The 22,060-nt window shown below is 54.7% G+C and carries 22 protein-coding genes; 20 read left to right on the top strand and 2 right to left on the bottom strand.

Annotated elements, in window-relative coordinates:
* The first annotated feature begins 126 nt into the window (after positions 1–126).
* From proB to LK04_RS14530, 8 genes are all read left to right on the top strand, one after another.
* Positions 127–1,230: a glutamate 5-kinase gene (proB, locus tag LK04_RS14565; RefSeq protein WP_039333147.1), complete on the top strand. Its 1,104-nt coding sequence runs from the start codon at positions 127–129 to the stop codon at positions 1,228–1,230.
* Positions 1,231–1,240: 10 nt separating this feature from the next.
* On the top strand, positions 1,241–2,494 hold the full coding sequence (gene proA, locus LK04_RS14560) for a glutamate-5-semialdehyde dehydrogenase (RefSeq protein WP_039333145.1): 1,254 nt from the start codon (positions 1,241–1,243) through the stop codon (positions 2,492–2,494).
* Positions 2,495–2,847: 353 nt separating this feature from the next.
* Positions 2,848–3,579: a S24 family peptidase gene (locus LK04_RS14555; RefSeq protein WP_039333142.1), complete on the top strand. Its 732-nt coding sequence runs from the start codon at positions 2,848–2,850 to the stop codon at positions 3,577–3,579.
* Between the two features lie 413 nt (positions 3,580–3,992).
* The gene (locus tag LK04_RS14550; RefSeq protein WP_039333138.1) at positions 3,993–4,271 is read left to right on the top strand and encodes a hypothetical protein; all 279 of its coding nucleotides are present in this window, start codon (positions 3,993–3,995) and stop codon (positions 4,269–4,271) included.
* Between the two features lie 172 nt (positions 4,272–4,443).
* Positions 4,444–4,911: a glycoside hydrolase family protein gene (locus LK04_RS14545; protein ID WP_039333135.1), complete on the top strand. Its 468-nt coding sequence runs from the start codon at positions 4,444–4,446 to the stop codon at positions 4,909–4,911.
* The gene (locus tag LK04_RS14540; RefSeq protein WP_039333132.1) at positions 4,908–5,258 is read left to right on the top strand and encodes a hypothetical protein; all 351 of its coding nucleotides are present in this window, start codon (positions 4,908–4,910) and stop codon (positions 5,256–5,258) included. Before LK04_RS14545 ends, LK04_RS14540 begins: the two co-directional genes overlap by 4 nt.
* Positions 5,255–5,548 (top strand): hypothetical protein, encoded by a 294-nt coding sequence (locus tag LK04_RS14535; protein ID WP_039333130.1) that lies wholly within the window; start codon positions 5,255–5,257, stop codon positions 5,546–5,548. Before LK04_RS14540 ends, LK04_RS14535 begins: the two co-directional genes overlap by 4 nt.
* A 201-nt stretch (positions 5,549–5,749) precedes the next feature.
* Positions 5,750–7,495, top strand: a complete 1,746-nt coding sequence (locus tag LK04_RS14530) for an amylovoran biosynthesis protein AmsF (protein WP_039333128.1) — start codon at positions 5,750–5,752, stop codon at positions 7,493–7,495.
* Positions 7,496–7,559: 64 nt separating this feature from the next.
* Here LK04_RS14530 and LK04_RS14525 read toward each other — a convergent pair whose 3' ends face one another.
* Entirely contained in the window at positions 7,560–8,312 is a 753-nt protein-coding gene (locus LK04_RS14525) for a FadR/GntR family transcriptional regulator (protein ID WP_039333125.1), read from the bottom strand.
* Between the two features lie 242 nt (positions 8,313–8,554).
* Here LK04_RS14525 and LK04_RS14520 point away from each other — a divergent pair, with 242 nt between their 5' ends.
* From LK04_RS14520 to LK04_RS14470, 11 genes are all read left to right on the top strand, one after another.
* Positions 8,555–9,247 (top strand): SDR family oxidoreductase, encoded by a 693-nt coding sequence (locus LK04_RS14520; protein WP_231568874.1) that lies wholly within the window; start codon positions 8,555–8,557, stop codon positions 9,245–9,247.
* A gap of 14 nt (positions 9,248–9,261) precedes the next feature.
* The gene (locus LK04_RS14515; protein ID WP_039333123.1) at positions 9,262–10,110 is read left to right on the top strand and encodes a fumarylacetoacetate hydrolase family protein; all 849 of its coding nucleotides are present in this window, start codon (positions 9,262–9,264) and stop codon (positions 10,108–10,110) included.
* Positions 10,107–11,393: an L-fuconate dehydratase gene (locus LK04_RS14510; RefSeq protein ID WP_039333121.1), complete on the top strand. Its 1,287-nt coding sequence runs from the start codon at positions 10,107–10,109 to the stop codon at positions 11,391–11,393. Before LK04_RS14515 ends, LK04_RS14510 begins: the two co-directional genes overlap by 4 nt.
* A 2-nt stretch (positions 11,394–11,395) precedes the next feature.
* Positions 11,396–12,253 (top strand): amidohydrolase family protein, encoded by an 858-nt coding sequence (locus LK04_RS14505; protein WP_039333119.1) that lies wholly within the window; start codon positions 11,396–11,398, stop codon positions 12,251–12,253.
* Entirely contained in the window at positions 12,231–13,007 is a 777-nt protein-coding gene (locus LK04_RS14500) for an SDR family oxidoreductase (RefSeq protein ID WP_039333117.1), read from the top strand. Before LK04_RS14505 ends, LK04_RS14500 begins: the two co-directional genes overlap by 23 nt.
* Positions 13,004–13,354, top strand: coding sequence for an L-rhamnose mutarotase (locus tag LK04_RS14495; RefSeq protein WP_039333115.1), 351 nt, complete (start codon positions 13,004–13,006; stop codon positions 13,352–13,354). Before LK04_RS14500 ends, LK04_RS14495 begins: the two co-directional genes overlap by 4 nt.
* A 41-nt stretch (positions 13,355–13,395) precedes the next feature.
* Positions 13,396–14,619, top strand: coding sequence for an L-fucose:H+ symporter permease (fucP, locus tag LK04_RS14490; RefSeq protein ID WP_039333113.1), 1,224 nt, complete (start codon positions 13,396–13,398; stop codon positions 14,617–14,619).
* Positions 14,620–14,816: 197 nt separating this feature from the next.
* Complete coding sequence (locus tag LK04_RS14485) at positions 14,817–15,809, top strand: alpha/beta fold hydrolase (protein WP_039333111.1); 993 nt, start codon at positions 14,817–14,819, stop codon at positions 15,807–15,809.
* Positions 15,810–15,879: 70 nt separating this feature from the next.
* Positions 15,880–16,620 (top strand): response regulator, encoded by a 741-nt coding sequence (locus LK04_RS14480; RefSeq protein WP_039333109.1) that lies wholly within the window; start codon positions 15,880–15,882, stop codon positions 16,618–16,620.
* Positions 16,617–17,927 carry an ATP-binding protein gene (locus tag LK04_RS14475; RefSeq protein ID WP_039333107.1) on the top strand — a complete coding sequence of 437 codons (1,311 nt, stop codon included), beginning with the start codon at positions 16,617–16,619 and terminating at the stop codon, positions 17,925–17,927. The genes LK04_RS14480 and LK04_RS14475 overlap by 4 nt, the downstream gene beginning before the upstream one ends.
* 139 nt (positions 17,928–18,066) lie before the next feature.
* Positions 18,067–19,257 carry a cytochrome c biogenesis protein/redoxin gene (locus LK04_RS14470; RefSeq protein ID WP_039333104.1) on the top strand — a complete coding sequence of 397 codons (1,191 nt, stop codon included), beginning with the start codon at positions 18,067–18,069 and terminating at the stop codon, positions 19,255–19,257.
* Positions 19,258–19,357: 100 nt separating this feature from the next.
* Here the strand turns inward: LK04_RS14470 and LK04_RS14465 are convergent, their stop codons facing one another.
* Entirely contained in the window at positions 19,358–20,779 is a 1,422-nt protein-coding gene (locus LK04_RS14465; protein WP_039333030.1) for an aldehyde dehydrogenase family protein, read from the bottom strand.
* Positions 20,780–20,882: 103 nt separating this feature from the next.
* On the opposite strand from LK04_RS14465, the gene LK04_RS14460 reads away from it, so the two are divergent.
* Positions 20,883–21,776 (top strand): LysR family transcriptional regulator, encoded by an 894-nt coding sequence (locus LK04_RS14460; protein ID WP_039333032.1) that lies wholly within the window; start codon positions 20,883–20,885, stop codon positions 21,774–21,776.
* Positions 21,777–22,060: the final 284 nt, after the last annotated feature.

Here is a 22,060-nt window from a genome sequence, read left to right as displayed (position 1 = left end):
GCGAACTTTTGGTCTACCGCATTGTCAGGGGATTTTTGTGCTTTTCCCCTTGCTGCTGTTGGCTTCCTCGCTGACTCCTGATAAAACGTCCCTTCGCAGAATTTTTTCTTACATGGCAGGAAAAACATGAGTGGCAGTCAGACCCTTGTGGTCAAGTTGGGTACCAGCGTCCTCACCGGCGGTTCACGTCGGCTGAATCGGGCGCACATGGTGGAGCTGGTTCGTCAGTGTGCGCAACTGCACGCGGCGGGTCATCGTATCGTTATCGTCACCTCTGGCGCGATTGCCGCTGGACGCGAACACCTGGGTTACCCCGAACTGCCGCCTACCATCGCCTCAAAGCAGCTGCTGGCTGCGGTGGGGCAGAGCCGTTTGATTCAACTGTGGGAACAGCTGTTCTCCATTTACGGCATTCATATCGGGCAGATGCTGCTGACGCGCGCCGATATGGAAGACCGTGAACGCTTCCTTTACGCGCGTGACATGCTGCGTGCGCTGCTCGACAACCATATTGTTCCGGTGATCAACGAGAACGATGCCGTTGCCACCGCTGAAATCAAAGTGGGCGATAACGACAACCTGTCGGCACTAGCGGCGATGCTCGGTGGCGCAGATAAACTGCTGTTGCTGACCGATCAGCAGGGCTTGTTCACCGCCGATCCTCGCACCAATCCGGAAGCCGAGCTGATCAGCGATGTGCATCAGATTGATGACGCGCTGCGTACGCTCGCTGGAGGCAGCGTTTCGGGTCTGGGCACCGGTGGCATGGCCACGAAATTGCAGGCCGCCGATGTCGCCTGTCGCGCAGGTATTGACGTGATCATCGCCGCAGGCAGCCGCCCGGATGTAATCAGCGATGTGCTGTACGGCAAGCCGGTGGGCACCCGTTTTCACGCGCAGCAGTCGCCGCTGGAAAACCGCAAGCGCTGGATCTTCGGTGCACCGCCAGCCGGTGAAATCACCATTGATGATGGCGCGCTGGCAGCGGTGCTGGAGCGTGGCAGTTCGCTGCTGCCGAAAGGCATCCGTGAAGTGCAGGGTAACTTCTCTCGTGGTGAAGTGATCCGCATTCGTAGCTTGCAGGGCCGCGATATTGCACACGGCGTCACCCGCTACAACAGCGATGCGATGCGCATGATTGCAGGTCATCATAGCCAGGAAATTGGCGATATTCTGGGTTACGAATACGGCCCGGTTGCGGTACACCGCGACGACATGATCGTCAGTTAAGGAGCGGATGATGTTAGAAGAAATGGGTAAAGCGGCGCGTGCAGCGTCGTACAAACTGGCGGAACTCTCTACCGAACAAAAAAATCAGGTGCTGCTGACCATTGCCGATCGTCTGGAAGCGGAAAGCGCTGACATTCTGGCGGCGAACGAGCAGGACCTGGCCGATGCACGCCAAAACGGCATGAGTGCCGCCTTGCTGGATCGCCTGACGCTGAATCCTCAGCGTTTGAAAGGCATCGCGGATGACGTGCGCCAGGTGTGCCGTCTTGCCGATCCGGTTGGCCAGTTGATCGATGGCGGCATGCTGGACAGCGGTCTACGTATTGAACGCCGCCGTGTGCCGCTGGGCGTGATTGGCGTGATTTACGAAGCGCGTCCTAATGTTACTGTTGATGTGGCTTCCCTGTGCCTGAAAACCGGCAACGCAGCGATTCTGCGCGGCGGCAAAGAGACTTACCGCACTAACGCAGCCACGGTGCGTGTGATCCAAAACGCATTGACCCAGCATGGTTTACCGGCTGGCGCCGTGCAGGCGATTGAGAACCCGGATCGTGAGCTGGTCAATCAGCTACTTAAGCTCGATCGCTACGTCGATATGCTGATCCCACGTGGCGGCGCGGGCCTGCACAAGCTGTGCCGTGAAAACTCCACCATCCCGGTGATCACCGGCGGTATTGGCGTGTGCCATCTCTATCTCGATGAAACCATGGAGACAGAACCGGCACTGGACGTGATCGTTAACGCCAAGAAACAGCGCCCAAGTGCCTGTAACTCGTTGGAGACGCTACTGATCCATCGCGATCAGGCCGAGCGTTTTATTCCTGCGTTCCTACAGCGTATGGCGCAGGAAAATATTCCGCTACACGGTGATGAAAACGTATTGGCGCTGCTGCAAAGCGGCCCTGCCAGCGTGGTTGCCGTGAAAGCGGAAGATTACGACGATGAGTGGTTGTCCAACGACCTCAACGTCAAGCTGGTCGCCGATCTTGACGAGGCAGTGGCGCATATTCGCGAGCACGGTACACAGCACTCTGACGGCATCCTGACGCGCAGCATTGGCAATGCTAACCGCTTTGTTAACCAGGTCGATTCCTCTGCGGTCTACGTTAACGCCAGCACCCGTTTCACCGACGGCGGTCAGTTTGGCCTGGGCGCGGAAGTGGCGGTCAGCACCCAAAAACTGCATGCGCGCGGTCCGATGGGGCTGGAAGCGCTGACAACCTATAAGTGGATTGGCTGGGGCGACGATACGTTGCGCGGCTAATTTTCGCTCCTGCATCACAATGGGCACCCTTGATGGGTGCCTTTTTTTTGGCTTTCGATCCAGTTATTTCCAGAGCTTTTTGATTTAATTCTGTCATTTATGGCGCGTCAGCGTCTTTTCGCCCATTTTTTCCTGTAAGCGCTGGTCTTAGCGCCACAGAACATTCCTGAAAACCCCTGTCAGAACAAGCTGTCGGGCATTCATTACTGGTTTCCATCGAGCCGAAGGGGATAATGATCATCCAGCTTCATTGATAAAAGCAATTGGGTAGTAAACCAGCGGTAATATAAAATGAACTGGTAGCAAAAACGAAAATAACATTCAGTCTTTTACTGATGGCAGATTATTAACTGATGGTTAAAAAAGAGAGTACGAGACAAGCTTTTACTGCCAGGCTGATTGCCGCGTGTGACAGCGCGGGAATTGTCGGACATGGACGAAACAAACAGGTTGCGCAAGCACTGCAGCAAAGGGGATGCAGGATCTCAACACCGGGGGTCTGGAAATGGTTTAACGCCCAATCGATTCCAGATGACAGTAATTTGCTGGCACTTAGCCAGCTGTTAGGCGTGCGCGTAGAGTGGTTGCAATTTGGCATGGAGAAACCCTCCGCGTTGATTGACCCGCCCGCGCGACGGGATACAAAACCGATATTTCGTGTTGAGAGTCTGGATATTGGGCAGCGTAGCGCCCAAGGCATCGCTGCGCGTGATGAACTGGTCGAAACCATTCAAGCGATTGAGTATGGTCTGGATGAAGCGCGCGTGCTGTTTAACGGTCAGGCTGCGGAGTACATCCGGCTGATCGCCCTGAACAATGATTCGATGGCAGGAACCTTCGCACCGCGTGACCAGCTATTTGTGGACATCAGCGTGCAGCGCTTTGATGGTGATGGCATCTACCTGTTCACGCTGGACAATCAACTCTATCTCAAACGACTGCAACTGCAGCACAAAAAGGTCGCGGTGATCTCGGATAACAAGCGTTATGAAACCTGGTATCTCACGCTGGATGAAGCGGCAACCCTGCAGGTGATTGCGCGTGTCATCATGAGCCAGGCGCGTGATTACCAGATTTTAGGTTAGAGCCAATAGCGCGAAATCAGCCAAAAAAATATTCTGGCTGAAATCATAAATTTAACTGATGGTAAATAAAAAATTAACTGTTGGTATTTGCCAATGCATTAGAACCTGTTAATAATTTGACCATGGAAAGACGAGATCACTGCTCCCGGATGAGCCCGCTCTTAAACAATTGAGGCGCTGCACAAGCGCGATACCGACCACCCAAAGTCAGTGGATTTTGGGATGGGGTGGATACGCACTTTGTAGCGTCGTCAGCTCTCCTCTGACTTCACTCTCCTCTGATTATACCTGGCCGCGAATGCAGCCGGGCTGGCTGATGGCGAATGCTTGCAGCGGTTCAACGGACGCATCGGCCTATGCCGACATGCCGTGCCAGTCACCCCATCGCCAAAGACTCATTCACAGGAGGAGTTATGGCGATTATCCAGTATGGCAAGTCAGTCTTCACCGGGAACGCGCGCACTCGCCGTCACCGACGCCGCCAGTCCCTCAGCCGTCTCAAACGCAGTATCGACAGCGCTTTAGGTCTTGAACCTGATAACGTCACCTTGCGCAGTGCCGAACGAATCTGTCAGCGCCAGACGCACTCGCGTGCTGACAATGCCGTGATGGCCCCCACCCGCACTCAACCCGAAAGCGCCAGCTTCGATAACTGCTGTTTGCCCCATGTTCATCTTTATGCCGTGCGTTAACCCTTCCCAGTTTTAAACGGAACACTTTGGTGTTGCTCACTCTTTAGCCCTGCTTGAGCGTCACGCCGGGTTAGCGTTGCGCTGTAGTGGCTAACCGATCAGCAAACTTTATGTTTTTGGATTTTTTGCGCAGTGATTTTCAGACAGTTGCGCCCGTCAAAGAGGAAACGCTATGAGCCAGATTATTGCCATTTTGAATTTTGAAGAGGGCTATCGTGAGGCGCCTTATCTCGATACCCAAGGATTTCCCACCGTAGCTGGCGGTATCCGCATCGGGCCGAAAGGTGCGTCACTCAGCAACTATATCTTCCAGGTACCGCGACGGGTGGGCGATGTATGGAAACAGTGCATCGTCGAAAACAAAGTGCAAGAGATGAACCAGCGGGTGCTGGTACAGCAGGCGATCAGCAAATGCAGTGATGCGCGCTGTGATGTGCTGATCAGCATGGCGTACCAACTGGGCGTCGATGGACTGGCACTGTTTCGCGGCATGCTGACCTCAATAACGCAAGGTGATTTCAACGGTGCCGCCAACGCCATGCTCGACAGCCTGTGGGCACGACAAACGCCGGGGCGCGCCCGTCGTCATGCCGAAATGATGCGCAGCGGCACCTATGACATCTATCGGGGGCTGTTATGAATCTGAAATGGATGGTGTTTGTCATCGCCGTACTGACGGCGGTGATCGTACTGCTGCTGCTTCAGCGCTTCACCACGCTGGAGTTTGTGAAACATGCAAGGTTGTTGTTCAAAACCTGGTCCGTGTGGCTGGCATCGTTAGGCTCGATGCTCAGCGCCTGGGCGCAATCTTTTCCCTCGTCGGCTCTGGATGCCTGGAACGCGCTGCCGCAGGACATCAAAGATATTTTGCCTCACAACTACCTGGGATTGATTGGCGCCTTCATGGTGGCGATGGGGGTGCTGGCGCAGTTTGTGCGGCAGAAGAACCTGATTGAGCAGCGCAAAACCCTGGAGGAGAAACCATGACTTTTCTTACGGCAATGCTCGGGGGCAGCTGGCACTGGCTTGCTGCGTTGGTGGGCGTCATCGCGGCACTGGCTGCCAGCTACTTCGGTGGCAAGAAAATTGGCAAGGTGCAGCAGCAATCCAAAGCCGCAACCGAAAGCGCGGAAAAAACCGCCGCTCAGGCGGTGGCGGTCAGTCAGCAGCAGCAACAGCTGCGCGAGGAGGCCAAACGTGTGGAAACCAGCAACTTTAATCTTGATGACGCTGCTGCTCGTGACAAGCTGCAGCACTCGAAATACAACCAGCCCTGAATCCCCCGTCGTTATCGACTCCGCTTGTACCCTGTTTTCCCCGATTTATACCCACGGTAATGACGCCCAACGTATGGACGTGCGGACCGTTCGTGCCATTAACAATCACAACGATCTCTGGGATCAGCACTGCGGCCAACAGGCGCACTGAAGCTGATTCCGCTGTTGTATTGCAAACCTGAAAAGGCCGAGGAGGCTATGATGATCGAAGTTAACTCTTATGCTGAACTGCGTACCACCACGCCCACCAAAAACGGCGATCTGGCTTTTCTGCGTCGCTATAACGCGGACTCAACCTTCCGTGGGGGCGGCGACTTCACCGGTTTTATTGGCACCACCACCGCCACAGATGATGGCGGTACGCTGGCAGTGGGTAACGGATTCTATTGGAAGCGCGTGATTAACAATCCCTCTGATATCAACGTCTATCACTTTGGCGCGAAAGGGGATGGCTATGTCAATGACACCGATGCGGTCAATCGTATGCTGGCATGGACCAAGGCCTACAGCACGAATATTGTTGACCTGCCGATTCGTTTTCCTGGCGGTAAATTTTTGATCAGCCCGATCGATATCAGCGGCACGGACAGCGCGTTCTTTGGCCTGCAAGGCGATGATGTGGAACTGGGTTCGTTGCCACGTACCACCATCATTTCCGATAAAAGTACCAGCCCGGTGTTTAAGGTAAAGGCGCGCCGCACCTCGATTCGCGGCATCGCCTGGAACGGCCAGGCGTCCGCCGATATCACCACCAACAAAGGCACCATTACCTCCGATATGTGCAGCAACGTGCAGCCGTTCTTCGAAAATACCTGCATCGAAGGCACCACGGTCAATATCTACTGTTTCCGCGCGCAGAATAACGGCGGTACGGTGATTAAGGTGCTGGATACGCTGGATACCAAATTTGATCAGATCTACACCATGTACACCTATGCACGGGTATTTGATGTCGGCTGGTCAAATTCCCCCAACGGCGCATGGGATCACTCTACCGCGATTGAGATCTGCAACTGTAACTTCCAGACCGGTTATGGTGATGCCACGCTGTACATACCCCGTTGTACGCAGGGGATTCTGCGCAACGTGTGGATTGAACACACGCGCAATCCTGGCGATCTCTCGGACGGTGGCTGGACCATTGATACGCTGAACGTGGAGGATTGCCTGAACCCGTTCAACCTCAACAATGCCCGCGTCACCATGCGCCAAATCAACGTGCAGTCTGGCAGTAAAGTGTCGAACGATCTGGTCACCGGGAAATGGTTATCAACCTTCGAGTATGGCTACCGTCGTGACGAAAGCTATGGCAGTTTCCTGACCGGATCGCTACGCGCGGGTTACTACAGCGGCTACAAGATCACCAACAACACCGCTACCGATAACTGGTATCGCCTTGGGCAGTTGTTCTTCCCGAACGCGAATCAGCAGTGGGTCATGGAGTTTATTGGCAAAGCCGATGCTACCCAGCCGACAGGAACCGCCGGGACGCCAGTTAACGTAGCGAGTAGCGGGAAAACCTGGATTAACCTGCAACGGCTGGAAACCGTATGGGCGGATGCCTTTCATATGGGGCAGCCCGCGATCCTGGATATCCGTTATAACCGTGTGGGCACCACCTATGCCGTGGTGTGGGTCAAGCTGAAAGCCAACAGTGGTGACACCATGCTGAACCTGAAAAACACCGGCCCGACGCGCTTTGATACCGGCTCTTGCTCACTGTTCCAGTCGGACCTGTCCGTGGTCACCGATACCACCACGCTGGGGCCGTATAAACCCGCTGCGCGCTTCGGTATGCACAACGGACTGGCAGGCATTGGTGCCAACGAGAAGGGCGTGCTGACGCTGGCTTCCGCTGCTGGTACACCCACCAATGCTGCTACGCCAACAGGCTTTGTGCTGGTTAATATCAACGGTGTCGATCGTAAACTTCCCTATTATGATTGAGGTCAAACACGTTCAGGCGAGGCTTCGGCCTCGCCTTTTTTGTTTGTCATCACCTGCTCGCCCACTACTCCTGCGCCTGTTCAAAAGTAGCGATAACGCGGTCAATATGCGCCTTCATCGCCGATCGTGCTGCTTTAGCATCGCGTTTTTCGAGGGCAATCAAAATGGTCAGGTGCTCATTTTCCGAAACGTGGGGCATATCACTTGGGGTGTAATGGGCCTGCAGCATTTTAAACATGCTGCCATAGCGATGCCCCAACAGGTGGCCGATGATAAAACCATAAGCGGGGTTGCCGCTGGCCTGAGCAATGCGGATATGAAACAGACGATCGCCGGGGTGGGTGCGTGATTGCACCTGGTTATCTTTGCAATTCTGCAAATAAGCCTCGCGTATTTGTTCCAACTCTTGCTGGCTGGCATGGCGTGCAGCCAGTGCAGCCGCCTCAGGTTCAATCAGCCGCCGCGCCTGTAGCAATGAAAAGGGCGGCAGTTCTGTAGAAAAATCCAGCTTGATGCCTAGCTCATCATCCGGTTCGTTCCATTGGTCGCGTCCGGCTTGCATCATCACCGGCTCCTGCGAACCCGATCGCGCCTTTACGATCACGCCATTACCGACTTTCACATCCACTAAGCCAATCACTTCAAGCGCAATCAGTGCCTCACGCACTGACGCCCGGCTCACCTGTAATTGTTCAGCTAAATCACGTTCAGCGGGCAGGCGGCTGCCAGGCGGAAATTCATTGTTATCAATTAGCTTAATAAGCTGGTCGGCTATCTGTCTGTAAAGCCTTGGGTTTTCCATTTTTTTTATCGGCATGCTACTGCTACCTGTGAAATAAATTAAGTGACCCGATGCACAAAAAAACCTCAACAAACTTGTCAATGTTACGTGTTTGTCAATAAAAAGTAATACGCCAGCGAGGAAGTGACCAGCGCTTTTGTTAGGCATAAACGCTAAAAACTTCGCCCTTAATGGCCTGACCATTAGATCTTTATACCAGAGAGGATGCAATGAATTTACACGGAAAACGCGTGTTAATCACCGCGGCCGGGTAGGGAATTGGTTATGCCAGCGCACGCTATTTTGCCGAGCAAGGGGCAACGGTAACAGGCAGCGATATCAACATCACCGCTCTCCAGGATCTACCTGGCGTTGCAGCTTACCGGCTGGATGTGACGGATCGCGCGGCCATCAGCGCAGCAGTGCAAGAAATCGGTCCGGTGGATGTGCTGTTTAACTGTGCAGGTGTGGTGCACAGCGGCAATCTGCTGACTTGCTCTGAGCAGGAGTGGCAATTCGCACTCGATCTTAACGTCACCGCCATGTTTCACATGATTCAGGCGTTTCTGCCTGGCATGCTGGCGCAGAAAAAAGGGTCAATTATCAATATGTCGTCAGTGGCTTCCAGCGTGAAAGGGGTGGCAAATCGCTTTGCTTACAGTGCCACTAAAGCAGCGGTGATCGGCCTGACACGCTCAGTCGCGGCGGATTTTATTGCTGATGGCATTCGTTGTAACGCCATTTGTCCCGGCACGGTGGATTCTCCCTCGCTGCGCCAGCGCATCGCGATACAGGCACAGTCTGAAGGCAAAAGCGAAGAGGCGGTGTATGCCGCTTTTGTTGCTCGTCAGCCAATTGGACGCATCGGCACGGCAGAAGAGATCGCGTATCTCGCCGCTTATCTGGCCTCGGATGCCAGTAACTACACCACCGGCACTGCACAAGTTATTGATGGCGGCTGGAGCAATTAACACAGGAGTAAGTCATGAAATTAGTTCGTGTAGGTGAAGTGGGCAAAGAACGTCCGGCAATGGTGGATGAGCAGGGTGAACTGCGCGATTTGTCGCAATACATTGATGATATTGCAGGTGAGACATTACTGCCTGCGTCACTGGAAAAGCTACGCCATCTGAACATTCTTGAGCTGCCCAGGATAGCCGGTCAGCCCCGTATTGGCGCCTGTGTGGGTCAGATTGGCAAATTTATCTGTATTGGCTTGAACTACGCAGACCACGCTGCAGAAACCGGGGCTGACATTCCGCAGGAACCAGTGGTGTTTAGCAAATGGACCAGCGCGGTAGTCGGCCCTAATGATGCGGTGCGTATTCCGCGTGGTTCCGTTAAAACCGATTGGGAAGTGGAACTCGGCGTGGTGATCGGTAAAGGCGGAAGCTACATCCGGGAAGAGGATGCGCTGGCGCATGTGGCGGGCTACTGCGTGGTAAACGATGTCTCCGAGCGGGAATATCAAATCGAACGGGGCGGTACCTGGGACAAAGGCAAAGGCTGTGACACCTTCGGCCCTCTCGGCCCTTGGCTGGTCACGGCGGATGAAATCGCCGATCCCCAACAGTTAGATTTGTGGTTGGAAGTGGATGGCAAGCGCTATCAAAATGGAAATACGCGCACCATGATTTTTTCTGTCGCGCACATCATCAGTTATCTCAGCCAGTTTATGAGTCTACAACCGGGCGATGTCATCTCAACCGGCACCCCGCCGGGCGTGGGAATGGGGCAGAAACCGCCGGTCTATTTGCGTCCTGGACAAACCATCACCCTGGGCATTGCTGGCTTGGGCGAACAGCGTCAAATCACCGAGGGTTCAGCACAATGACCAAACTGACGGCAATGCGCGTTGAAGACATTCGCTTTCCCACTTCAGCACATCTGGATGGCTCGGATGCGATGAATCCCGATCCTGATTATTCCGCCGCTTATGTGATTATTGAGACCGATAATGCCGCGATCAGCGGGCACGGTCTGACGTTTACCATCGGACGCGGCAATGAAATTTGCTGTGCCGCTATCCGCGCGCTGGAGCATTTGATCGTCGGACGCCAGCTCGAAACCATTACTGCTGATATGGGGCAATTCTGGCGCGACATCACCAGCGACAGTCAGTTGCGCTGGATTGGTCCCGACAAAGGTGCCATCCATCTTGCCACCGGCGCGGTGGTCAACGCGGTTTGGGATCTGTGGGCAAAATCGCAGGAAAAGCCGCTGTGGCGACTGGTGGCGGACATGTCCCCAGAGGAACTGGTGCGCTGTATCGACTTCCGGTATCTCACCGATTGCATCACGCCGGACGAAGCGCTGGCGCTCCTGACAGCGCAGGCTGCGGGCAAAGCGCAACGCATGCAACAGTTAGAGCAGGAAGGTTATCCCTGCTACACCACCTCAGCGGGTTGGTTGGGCTATGACGATGACAAATTGCGTCGGCTCTGCCAGCAAGCTGTCGATGCCGGTTTCTCGCATATCAAGCTGAAAGTCGGGCGCGATCTGGAGGATGACAAACGCCGCGTCAGGATCGCACGAGAGGTGTTGGGGCCGGATCGTCAACTGATGATTGATGCCAACCAGGTGTGGGAAGTGAATGACGCGGTGGATTGGGTACAGCAACTGGCGTTCGCCAAGCCCTGGTTTATTGAAGAACCGACCAGCCCGGATGATGTGGAAGGCCATCGCAAGATTCGTCAGGGAGTCGCGCCAGTTAAGGTGGCAACCGGTGAAATGTGTCAGAACCGCATTCTTTTCAAGCAATTCATCATGCGTGAAGCGATCGATGTGGTGCAGATCGATGCCTGTCGTTTAGGCGGCGTCAATGAAGTGCTGGCCGTGATGCTAATGGCGGCAAAATATCAACTGCCGGTGTGTCCACACGCCGGTGGGGTGGGGCTGTGTGAATACGTCCAACACCTGTCGATGATTGATTTCATCTGCATTGCGGGCACACATGAAGGCCGGGTGATTGAGTATGTCGATCACCTGCATGAACATTTCTTGCACCCCTGTGAGATTCGCGGGGCTGCCTACTTGCCACCACAGGCGCCGGGTTTTTCCATCGAGATGTTCCCTGCCTCGATCGATAAATACCGCTATCGCGCGCAAGGAGCCTGAGAGTGCGAATCGATGCACATCAGCACTTCTGGCGATATCAGGCGCAGGATTATCCCTGGATCAGCAACCAAATGAGGAAGTTGCAGCGCGATTATCTTGCCGACGATCTGTCCCCTTTGCTGACCGGGCAGCAGTTACAGGGATCGATCGTGGTTCAGGCGCGGCAGTGCCCACAGGAAACGATGCAATTGCTGCAATGGGCGGCTGAATCTCCAGCCACGCAGGCGGTGGTGGGATGGATTGATATCACGGCCAGCGATCTGCATGCACAGCTGAATGCGCTGCAGCATCCGCTTCTGCGAGGGTTTCGTCATCAGGTGCAGGATGAGACGGATCCCGCAGCCTGGCTGCGACAATCCGCGGTGTCAGCAGGCATGGCACTGTTACAGCAGCAGCACTATGTGTGGGACATGCTGGTGACCTGGCGTCATCTGCCGGAATTAACCGCCTTTGCAGCCCAGCATGATCAGCACTGGCTGGTGCTCGATCATCTGGGCAAGCCAAATATCACCTCCGGCGCAAAAGTTTGGGGCGCGCAAATTGCGGAATTGGCCGCGATGCCACACGTGGTGTGCAAGCTTTCAGGCCTGGTGACGGAAGCACCCAGCGGGCAGTGGAAGAGTGCACAACTGCGTCCTTTCATTGAGGAAGCACTGGCGCGATTTGGTCCACAGCGTTTGATGTTTGGGTCTGACTGGCCGGTTTGTCTGCTGGCCGCAGAATATGACGAGGTTGCCCAACTTACTCAGCAGGCCATTGGCACGTTGTCGCAGGATGAACAGGCCAGCATTTGGGGAAATACCGCTGCGCAGGTCTATCAATGCTCAGGAGAAGAACATGAATCTGTTTTTACAGGATAAGGTCATCATTGTAACGGGAGGGGGATCGGGTATCGGTGCGGCGATCTCATCGTTACTGGCTGAAGAAGGCGCGATTCCGGTAATGGTGACCAATACCCCACCAGATGAAATCTGGTTGGCAGCATTACGCCAACGGCAGCCTCAAGCCACAACGGTCATTGTGGATCTCTGTGACGAGGAGAACTGTCGATACGCGGTGGAGACGGTTCAGCAACAGTTTGGCCGGATTGATGGTCTGGTGAATAACGCCGGGGTGAATGATGGCGTGGGCTTAGACGCTGGACGTTCTGCCTTTGTGGCTTCACTGGAGAAAAACCTGATCCACTACTATCAGATGACGCACTTCTGTCAGTCGGCGCTGGAGAGTAGCCAAGGGGCGATCGTCAACATTGCGTCAAAAACAGCGCTAAGCGGGCAGGGCGGCACCAGTGGTTACTGTGCTGCCAAGGGCGCGATTCTTTCCCTGACGCGGGAATGGGCGGTGTCGCTGCGTGCCAGTGGTGTGCGGGTGAATGCGGTGGTGCCTGCTGAAGTGATGACGCCACTGTATGAACGCTGGATTGCCACATTCCCCGAGCCCGAGCAGGCGCTCAACAATATCACGCAACGCATCCCTCTCGGCCAACGCATGACCACGCCGGAAGAGATTGCCAACACCGTAGTGTTTTTACTGTCGGCACGCGCATCCCATACAACCGGTGAGTGGCTGAGTGTGGATGGCGGCTATCTTCATCTTGACCGGGCGCTGTCATGAGCGGCGCCACGCAGTTTCATTACCTGGCGCTGGATCTGGTGGATTCGCCGGAAAAAATCGCGGAGTACCAGCGGCTGCACCAGCAAATTTGGCCTGAAGTCACCACGCACTTGCGCCAGCACGGCGTGGTGAACATGGAAATCTATCGGCTGGGCAACCGCCTCTTTATGGTGATGGAGGTGCATCAACACTTTGATGCAGAGCAATTTGCCGAGGCTGCTCAGCGTAATCCTGATATTCAGCGCTGGGAGGCGTTGATGTGGCAATTTCAACAACCTACACCCTGGACACCCGCAGGTGAAAAATGGGTGGCGATGGATCGAATATTCTCTTTGCACGACCAATAAATAACAACGCTTACCCTACAGTACGCTACGAGGATATAACCATGTCTACAGAACAAGTCGGGACGCCGAATAATATCGGTGTCGGGGGCGCTATTAGCCTACGTTGGGCATTTATGCTCATTACCACGCTGTTTTTTATGTGGGGTGTGTCATATGGCCTGTTAGATGTATTAAATAAACATTTTCAGGAAACACTGCATGTGACCAAAGCCCAGTCGGGGTTATTACAGGGAGCCTATTTTGGTGCTTATTTCCTGGTAGCCATGCCCGCTGGCTATTTTATGAGCCGCCATGGTTATAAAGCCGGTATTTTGGCTGGGTTAGCTCTGTATGCCATTGGCGCTCTGCTGTTTGTACCTGCCGCGATGGTCAACAATTTCATGATGTTTTTGTTTGCGCTGTTTGTCCTGGCTTGCGGACTAGGCTGCCTTGAGACAGCCGCCAATCCCTATGCGACAGTACTTGGGGACGCAAAAGGTGCTGAACGTCGCCTGAATTTGGCGCAATCATTTAACGGCTTGGGGCAGTTTGTCGGGCCGATGATCGGCGGGACGCTATTTTTTAGCCACGCCAGCGCAGATGAGGCACAAAATACCGTCAAAATAACCTATGTGGTTATCGCCTTTGTGGTCATCGGGATTGCGCTGTTATTTAAACGCACGGCATTACCGGATATTCGCGAAGCGGAAGACACAAGTCCAAAACATGCGGGTCAATCGTTATGGCAACATAAACACTTTGTAGGTGGTGTGATTGCGCAGTTCTTTTATGTGGCCGCGCAGGTGGGTGTCGGTGCCTTCTTTATCAATTACACCACTGAACACTGGCATGGCGTCACGAATCAAAGTGCCGCTTATTTGCTGTCTGTGGGCATGGTGTGTTTCATGCTTGGGCGTTTCTTCTCAACCTGGTTGATGGGCCGAGTTTCACCTGCACTCATTCTCGCCGCGTATGCATTAATTAATATTGTGCTTTGTGCGGTGGTGATGCTGGGTATAGGGGATGTGTCCGTCGTCGCGCTGGTGGCCATCTTCTTCTTTATGTCCACCATGTTCCCGACCATATTTGCCATGGGCGTGAAGAACCTCGGTCCGGCAACCAAACAAGCCAGCTCCTTTATGATTATGGCCATTGTCGGGGGAGCGATTATGCCGTGGTTTATGGGGCGCATTTCCGATACCTCCAGCACCGCACTGGCCTATGGTCTGCCGCTGGTGTGCTTTGTCGTGGTGCTGGTTTATGCGCTGAGTCAGCGTAAGAGCTAGCGCTTTCAAATGTCATTTCTACCGCCACCTGATAGTGGCGGTTATCCTTTTTTTAAAACTTTCCTGCCTTTTTGTATCTCACTGTATCTCCTCACCACACACATACATCCCGTTGCATAACCCGTTATTCTGCAAACATCACCTATACATGGGCGTGGTCTTCTATACACATCAACCGTGTCTGAGGAGACAACACCATGTTCTTATTACGCCAAACTCTGCTTGCTGCACTGGTCTTAACCGCTACCAGTTCTGCCTTTGCTGCTACCCCAACTGAAGCGGAATACGCTGCCGCCTTTAGTACCATTCATCAGGTTAATGCCGGGGTGCTGAATGTTGGATATGTCGATATCGGGCCACGCGATGGTCAGGCCGTCATTCTGCTGCACGGCTGGCCGTATGACATTCAAAGCTATGCCAAAGTCGCGCCGCAGTTAGCCGCCAAAGGCTATCGCGTTATCGTGCCTTATTTGCGTGGATACGGCAGCACGCGCTTCCTGTCAGATAACACGCCACGTAACGGTCAGCCTTCGGCACTGGCGGCGGATACCGTGGCGTTGATGGATGCACTGGGCATCAAACAGGCGGTATTTGCTGGCTTCGACTGGGGGGCACGCACGGCGGACATCGTGGCGGCACTGTGGCCGGAACGTGTGAAATCGCTGGTATCCGTCAGCGGCTATCTGATCAGCAGCCAGGACGTGGGCAAGAAAGCCTTACCTCCGCAAGCAGAGTTGCAATGGTGGTATCAATTTTATTTCGCCACTGAGCGTGGTGAACAAGGTTATGCGAAAAATACTCATGATTTTGCCAAACTGATCTGGCAGCAAGCCTCACCGGGTTGGAAATTTAGTGATGCCACCTTTAACGTGAGTGCAAAAGCGCTGGATAATCCGGATCAGGTCGCGGTGACCATCAGTAACTACCGCTGGCGTCTTGGCCTGGAAAAAGGTGAGCAAAAGTATGATGCTTATGAGAAAAAGTTAGCCACCTTGCCCGTGATCAGCGTGCCAACGATTACGATAGAAGGGGATAACAACGGTGCGCCGCACCCCGCGCCACCAGCGTATCGCGCGAAATTCAGCGGCAAGTATGAGCATCGTACCTTTACCGGCAATATTGGACATAACCCGCCAGCAGAAGATCCGCAGGGGTTTGTCAAAGCGGTGGAAGATGCCGCTGCGCTGTAACCGCGAATTTTTTAAGGGCCGGCACATGAGTGCCGGTCTTTTTTGCGTAGGTTGAAAACAGGAGGTTGTTTTGGAGCACATTGATCACATCCTGGTGGTAGATGATGACCGGGATATCCGTGAACTGATTACCGATTACCTGATCAAGTCAGGTTATCGCGCCACCGGCGCCGCCAATGGTAGAGAGATGCGTGCGATGTTATCGGCCAATGCCATTGATTTGGTGATCCTCGATATTATGATGCCCGGCGATGATGGGCTGACGCTGTGTCGTCAGCTACGCAGTGATACGCAGCGCAACTTACCGATTTTAATGCTCACGGCCCGTAGTGAGGATACCGATCGCATTCTCGGCCTGGAAATGGGTGCGGATGACTATCTGGTTAAACCCTTTGTCGCGCGTGAACTGCTGGCGCGCATCAAAGCGATTTTACGCCGTACACGCGCCTTGCCGCCCAATCTGCAAATCACTGAGATCGGTCGTATTATTGCCTTTGGCGACTGGCAACTGGATACCTCCGCCCGGCATCTCATTGATGATGAAGGCGTGATTGTGGCGCTCAGCGGAGCAGAGTATCGTCTGCTGCGCGTGTTTCTTGATCATCCACAGCGGGTATTGAACCGCGACCAACTGTTGAATTTGACCCAGGGCCGCGATGCCGAACTGTTCGAAAGATCCATTGATCTGCTGGTGAGTCGCTTGCGGCAGCGTCTGCGTGATGATGCGCGCGAGCCTGCCTACCTCAAAACGGTACGCAGCGAAGGGTATGTGCTGGCCGCAGCGGTAATCATCAAAGAGGCGCATGAATGAAACTGTGGCCGAGATCGTTACTGACTCGTCTGCTGATCATCGTCCTGGGCGGATTATTGCTGGCGAATGCCACCACCCTCATAAGCTTGATGGTTGAACGCATGAGTAGCGCCAAAACCGTGATGCTGGGCAATCTTGAATATGACGTCGCAACCAGCGTCGCCATTCTTGATCGTCTGCCTGCGGCTGAACGCCCCGCTTGGTTGGCAAAACTGGAGCGCGGCAATTATCGCTATCAATTATCGGCAGGCTTACCAGGGCCTTATCCCAGCAGTTGGCGTGCGCGGGATGCCGTGCGCTCGTTACAGGAGAGCCTCGGCGGGCGCTATCAAATGAGTATTCATGCGATTCCTGGGACGCGTGAGCATATTCAAGTGCACCTGACACTCCACGATGGCGCACCCTTGACGCTGGATCTGTGGCCGCGTATGCCCGCCATCGCCCGCTGGTTACCTGCAGTGCTGATCGGTCAACTGCTGCTGTTGCTGTGCTGCGCCTGGCTGGCGGTACGGCAAGTGGTGCGTCCTTTTATGCGCTTTACCCAGGCGGTCGAAGAGCTGACACCGGCATCAAACCGTGCGCAGCTGATGCCTGAAAGCGGTCCCGATGAAGTGCAGCAGGCGGCACGCGCCTTTAATGCGATGCAGACGCGCATCCAGGATCATCTCAAAGAGCGCGCGCAGATTCTGGCCGCGATCTCACACGATCTGCAAACCCCCATCACGCGTATGAAACTGCGGGTGGAGATGTCAGAACAACCGGAGCTGCGCGATAAATTGCTGGGCGACCTCGATAACATGAGCCGTTTAGTGCGAGAAGGAATTGCCTACGCACGCTCATCGGAAGTGTTGGAGGAGGCGCGGCAGGTTGTGAGTCTGAATGCATTTCTCGACAGCATTGCCTGTGACTACCAGGATATCGGCAAAGCGGTCAGCTTTACCTCATGTCGCGGCGAGGACCGTTTTGCCGTTCGCCCGCAGGCCCTGCGCCGCATCATGACCAATCTGATCGATAACGCCCTAAAGTTTGGCAGCGAAGCGCAGATGGTGATGAACGCCCCGCAGGGGGATCAAGTCGACATTCACGTGCTGGATAATGGCCCCGGTATTCCCGAAGCGGAACTGCAGGCGGTGCTGGAGCCCTTTTACCGGGTGGAGAGCTCGCGCAATCGTCACACCGGCGGAACCGGATTGGGTCTGGCTATCGCCACGCAGCTGGTGAGCCAGATGTCTGGCAGCCTGCATTTATCCAATCGGGTTGAGGGGGGACTCGACGCACATATCACGTTAAAGCAAACCGATTTGTAGCCTTTTGTATCTGCACCGCCTGTACACATACAGACTGACAATACGGGCGGTGCCAGACACTTCGTGAACACAACAGCCTGGTTAAATGAGCGCACGTGCTAAAGCACGCAACCCATTAACCCATGTCACGAGGTTTCCAATGACACTTTTAATTGCTTTCTGCGCAGGCATGTTGACACTGCTCAGCCCCTGCACCTTACCCGTTATTCCTTTTGTGTTCGCCAGCGTACGCGGACAAAAAGGACAGTTGCTGGCGTTATTGAGCGGCATGGTGATGATGTTTACCGCCGTGGCACTGCTGGTCACGGTGACCAGCCATTGGGTCGCCAGCGTGACCGCAGCGGCAAGGTGGATCGCACTGGCCTTTTTAGCCGTGACGTCGCTGACCTTACTGTCATCGCGCCTGGCTCAGTATGTTACTCAACCCTTTGTAGCGTTAGGCAATCGCATGAATGATGCCAGCCAACGCCGACGCGGTTTAGTCGCGGCAGGGTTGGCGGGAATGGCAACGGGCATGTTGTGGGCACCCTGTGCGGGGCCAGTATTAGGCGCGATTCTCAGCCTGGCGGTGGTGGGAAAAGATCCCGTCTCGGTTGGTCTGCTACTGGTAGCCTATGGCAGCGGTGCCGCACTGATGCTGGCGCTACTGTTTGTGGCGGGGCGTGGACTGGTGATGCGATTACGGCCAGGCCTGGCACTAACCAGCCGTTTACGCCAGGTAGCAGGGGGATTGATGCTGGCTGCCGTGGTGTTGATCGCCAGCGGCGCGCAAGGGCAGTTACAAAGTGGCCCCGCGTTTGCGCAGCGTCTGGAGCAGCGGCTCAGTGAATGGGGGCCACAGCCTGCGACGAAACCCCGCCTCGAACCGGTGGTGATGCCACAAACCCGCAGTACGCTGCCCTCACTGCAAGGCGGCACCGCATGGCTGAACGGTGCCGCTGTCACCCCGGAAACGTTAAAAGGCAAAGTGGTGCTGGTGGATTTCTGGACCTACGACTGTATTAACTGTCAGCATACCTTGCCGCATGTGCGTGACTGGGCCAATAAGTATCAACCCGAGGGCTTGGTAGTGGTAGGCGTTCATACCCCGGAGTATCCGTGGGAACGCGACGAGAAAGCGGTGAGTCGTGCAATTAAACAGTGGCAACTGCCGTATACCGTGGTGGCGGATAACAACTACAGCATCTGGAACCGCTTCGGTAATCAATACTGGCCCGCCCATTATATTTTCGACGCGCACGGGCAGTTGCGATACACCGCGTTTGGTGAAGGTCAATATGCGGAACAGGAGCAGGTGATTCAGCAGTTGTTGAAAGAGGCGCGGACGTAAGGAGGGCGACATGGCTTCAGGCAATATGCCCTTTTTGACAACTCGCACTGAAGCTGATGAGCAGGCTGGGGCGGCCCTAGCCTGCGTTATCATCAGTCGTTTAATAGGCAACCGTCACGGCTCGCGGCTCCAGAAAAGCGCTAATCCCCCATTGCCCCATCTCCCGGCCCATTCCTGAATGACCAAAGCCACCAAAAGGCGCGCGCGGTTCATGTGCCAATGTATTGATCATCACCCGGCCCGCCAGTATCTGTTCACCCACGGCGCGGGCATGCTGCTCGTCGGCACCAATCACCAGCGCAGACAGGCCATAATCGGTGTCATTCGCGATGGCAATCGCCTCAGCTTCGTCACGATAACTCATGATACTCAACACCGGTCCAAAGATCTCTTCACGGGCAATCTGCATCTGCGGCGTCACATCACTAAACAGCGTCGGCTTGATATACCAGCCGTGAGTCAGTCCTTGCGGACGTCCCTGACCACCGCTCAGTATTCGCGCACCTTCTTGTTCGCCGAGGCCAATATAATGTTGCACCCGTTGCCACTGCTTTTCATTCACCATCGGGCCAATGGTGGTCGCTGGGGAAGCGGGGTTGCCAGAGCATTGTGCGGCTACCGCCAGCGTCAGCGCCTGTTCGAATTCAGCTTTGCGCGCTTCGGGCACCAGAATGCGCGTGCCAGCAATACAGGCTTGTCCGCTATTGATAAATCCCGCCTGCACTGCCAGCTCTGCAGCGCTGTTGGCATCCGCATCTGGCAGGATGAGGGTGGGCGATTTGCCGCCCAGCTCCAGCGTTACGCGCTTAAAAGTCTCAGCGGCCGTGCGCAAAATGGTTTTCCCCGTGGCGGTTGAACCGGTGAAGGAAATTTTTGCCACCAATGGGCTGCGGCTAATCGCATCCCCGACCTCGGCACCGCGTCCCGTGACAATATTAAACAGGCCATCAGGCAAGCCCGCCCGATGCAACGCTTGTGTGATTACTTCGGTCTGTAACAGGCTAAATTCACTGGGCTTAATCACCGTGGTACACCCTGCGGCCAGTGCGGTGGCCAGCTTGTGGCAAATAAAGCCCGCGTTGCTGTTCCAGGGGGTAATCAGACCGGCGACGCCGAGGGGAAGCATTTGAACATGCGCGCGTCCGGCTTGCTGGCTAAAAGGGTATTGTTCCAACTCTTGGATCACCTGGAGAATGACGTCAGCGGGATAACTTGCCATCCACTGCGAGCGTGAGGCCGGTGCGCCATATTCTTCGAGGATGGCGGCATGCAACTCGCTTTCACAGCTTTTCACTGCGTCATGCATCTTCTTTAACAGCATGATACGTTCAGCGACGGAGGTGCGAGCATAAGCGGGAAATGCCGCATGAGCGGCGGCGATCGCGCGCTCTGCGTCTTGCTCGTTTGCCATACGCGCTTTGCCAATGACGCGGCCATCAGCAGGATTGATCATCTCCAGCCACTCGTTACCAGCAGGGGTAACAAAACGGCCATTAATATAGATGTGTTCGATAATATGCATGGTTAAGCTTCCTGAAATGAGTATGCAGGAAAACTAGCACGCCAGGCGCGCGTAAATAATCCGCCTCATCCTGCAAAGGGTATTGCGACAAACGGAATAATTCATGAACCGGACCGGTATGACAGAACTGGAAATCCTGCTGGCAGTAGCGCGGCGCGGAACCTTTAAAAGCGCAGCAAGCGAGTTAGAAATGTCACCTTCTGCGATCACCAACGCGGTGGCCGCGCTGGAGAAACGGCTGGGTGTGCGTCTGTTCAATCGCACCACGCGAAGTGTGGCCCTGACGGATGCCGGTCGGCGCTTTATTGACAAAATCGCCCCTGCCCTTGAGGTGATTCGCAGCGCTTCCGAAGAGATCAGCAGCGAACCCAACGATCCCTCGGGGATTCTCCGCTTAAATGTGCCGCCAGAAAGCTATGCGCTGTGGTATGAGTCCGTGCTTATGCCGTTTCTAAAACGATACCCGCGTATTCGCGCGGATATTTGCAGCCAAAGAGAAAAGGTGGATATCGTTTCTGCAGGCTTTGATGCGGGGATCCGTCTTGCTGAAGATATTCCCGCCGATATGATCGCCGTTAAGCTTACCGCCGAGTTGCGGATGATAGTGGTTGCCGCTCCGGACTATCTTGAACGTTTTACGGCGCCGGATCAGCCAGAGCAACTGAGCGAGCACCAAACGCTGTGTATGCGCATGTCTGATGGCAGTATTTATCGCTGGGCATTGAGCCACCAACAGCAAACCTACACCTTGCAAGGTGAGCCACGTTTCGCCGTGAGCGATGTGGCCTCCATGCACCAGGCGGCGCTGGCTGGACTTGGCATTGCCTGTATGTCCGAGCAACACATTGCCGCGGATATCCAGGGGGGCAAGTTGGTGCGATTACTGCCAGAGTGGCAGGTGAACCTCGGTACGCTGTGTCTCTATTACCCTGGGCATCGATTAGTGCCGCCCGCACTTAAGGCATTAACGGCATTCGTGCAGACACATCGCAAGTAGTGCAAGACTTCCCGTGGCACCTGCCATGCTTATCAGTTTACCTTCCGTTTAATTTTCGTATGGCCTCGCGTGGGGCCATTCCTCGTATTATTCCTGGTTAACTATCACCAGCTGGCTAATCAATATATTTAACGTCAATTCATTGCCGCTAATCTTTCCCTGCCTACCTTATCAATTTTCTAACTGAGTAAATTCCGTATTGGTCTTTGGACCATTGACCTTATAACCGCTCCTGGTGAGAATGCCGTTAAAAGTTTTGAATCAGATCTCAATTTTAGGGTTAG

Source organism: Pantoea vagans (assembly GCF_001506165.1).
Taxonomy (GTDB): domain Bacteria; phylum Pseudomonadota; class Gammaproteobacteria; order Enterobacterales; family Enterobacteriaceae; genus Pantoea; species Pantoea vagans_C.
Note: the sequence above shows the minus strand (reverse complement) of the source record. Positions and strands in the feature narration are given on the sequence as shown.

Excerpts from the sequence above, each read along its gene's own strand:
- proB (WP_039333147.1), top strand. The coding sequence starts at position 127 with ATGAGTGGCAGTCAGACCCTTGTGGTCAAGTTGGGTACCAGCGTCCTC.
- proA (WP_039333145.1), top strand. The coding sequence starts at position 1,241 with ATGTTAGAAGAAATGGGTAAAGCGGCGCGTGCAGCGTCGTACAAACTG.
- LK04_RS14555 (WP_039333142.1), top strand. The coding sequence starts at position 2,848 with ATGGTTAAAAAAGAGAGTACGAGACAAGCTTTTACTGCCAGGCTGATT.
- LK04_RS14550 (WP_039333138.1), top strand. The coding sequence starts at position 3,993 with ATGGCGATTATCCAGTATGGCAAGTCAGTCTTCACCGGGAACGCGCGC.
- LK04_RS14545 (WP_039333135.1), top strand. The coding sequence starts at position 4,444 with ATGAGCCAGATTATTGCCATTTTGAATTTTGAAGAGGGCTATCGTGAG.
- LK04_RS14540 (WP_039333132.1), top strand. The coding sequence starts at position 4,908 with ATGAATCTGAAATGGATGGTGTTTGTCATCGCCGTACTGACGGCGGTG.
- LK04_RS14535 (WP_039333130.1), top strand. The coding sequence starts at position 5,255 with ATGACTTTTCTTACGGCAATGCTCGGGGGCAGCTGGCACTGGCTTGCT.
- LK04_RS14530 (WP_039333128.1), top strand. The coding sequence starts at position 5,750 with ATGATCGAAGTTAACTCTTATGCTGAACTGCGTACCACCACGCCCACC.
- LK04_RS14525 (WP_039333125.1), bottom strand. The coding sequence starts at position 8,312 with ATGCCGATAAAAAAAATGGAAAACCCAAGGCTTTACAGACAGATAGCC.
- LK04_RS14515 (WP_039333123.1), top strand. The coding sequence starts at position 9,262 with ATGAAATTAGTTCGTGTAGGTGAAGTGGGCAAAGAACGTCCGGCAATG.
- LK04_RS14510 (WP_039333121.1), top strand. The coding sequence starts at position 10,107 with ATGACCAAACTGACGGCAATGCGCGTTGAAGACATTCGCTTTCCCACT.
- LK04_RS14500 (WP_039333117.1), top strand. The coding sequence starts at position 12,231 with ATGAATCTGTTTTTACAGGATAAGGTCATCATTGTAACGGGAGGGGGA.
- LK04_RS14495 (WP_039333115.1), top strand. The coding sequence starts at position 13,004 with ATGAGCGGCGCCACGCAGTTTCATTACCTGGCGCTGGATCTGGTGGAT.
- fucP (WP_039333113.1), top strand. The coding sequence starts at position 13,396 with ATGTCTACAGAACAAGTCGGGACGCCGAATAATATCGGTGTCGGGGGC.
- LK04_RS14485 (WP_039333111.1), top strand. The coding sequence starts at position 14,817 with ATGTTCTTATTACGCCAAACTCTGCTTGCTGCACTGGTCTTAACCGCT.
- LK04_RS14475 (WP_039333107.1), top strand. The coding sequence starts at position 16,617 with ATGAAACTGTGGCCGAGATCGTTACTGACTCGTCTGCTGATCATCGTC.
- LK04_RS14470 (WP_039333104.1), top strand. The coding sequence starts at position 18,067 with ATGACACTTTTAATTGCTTTCTGCGCAGGCATGTTGACACTGCTCAGC.
- LK04_RS14465 (WP_039333030.1), bottom strand. The coding sequence starts at position 20,779 with ATGCATATTATCGAACACATCTATATTAATGGCCGTTTTGTTACCCCT.
- LK04_RS14460 (WP_039333032.1), top strand. The coding sequence starts at position 20,883 with ATGAACCGGACCGGTATGACAGAACTGGAAATCCTGCTGGCAGTAGCG.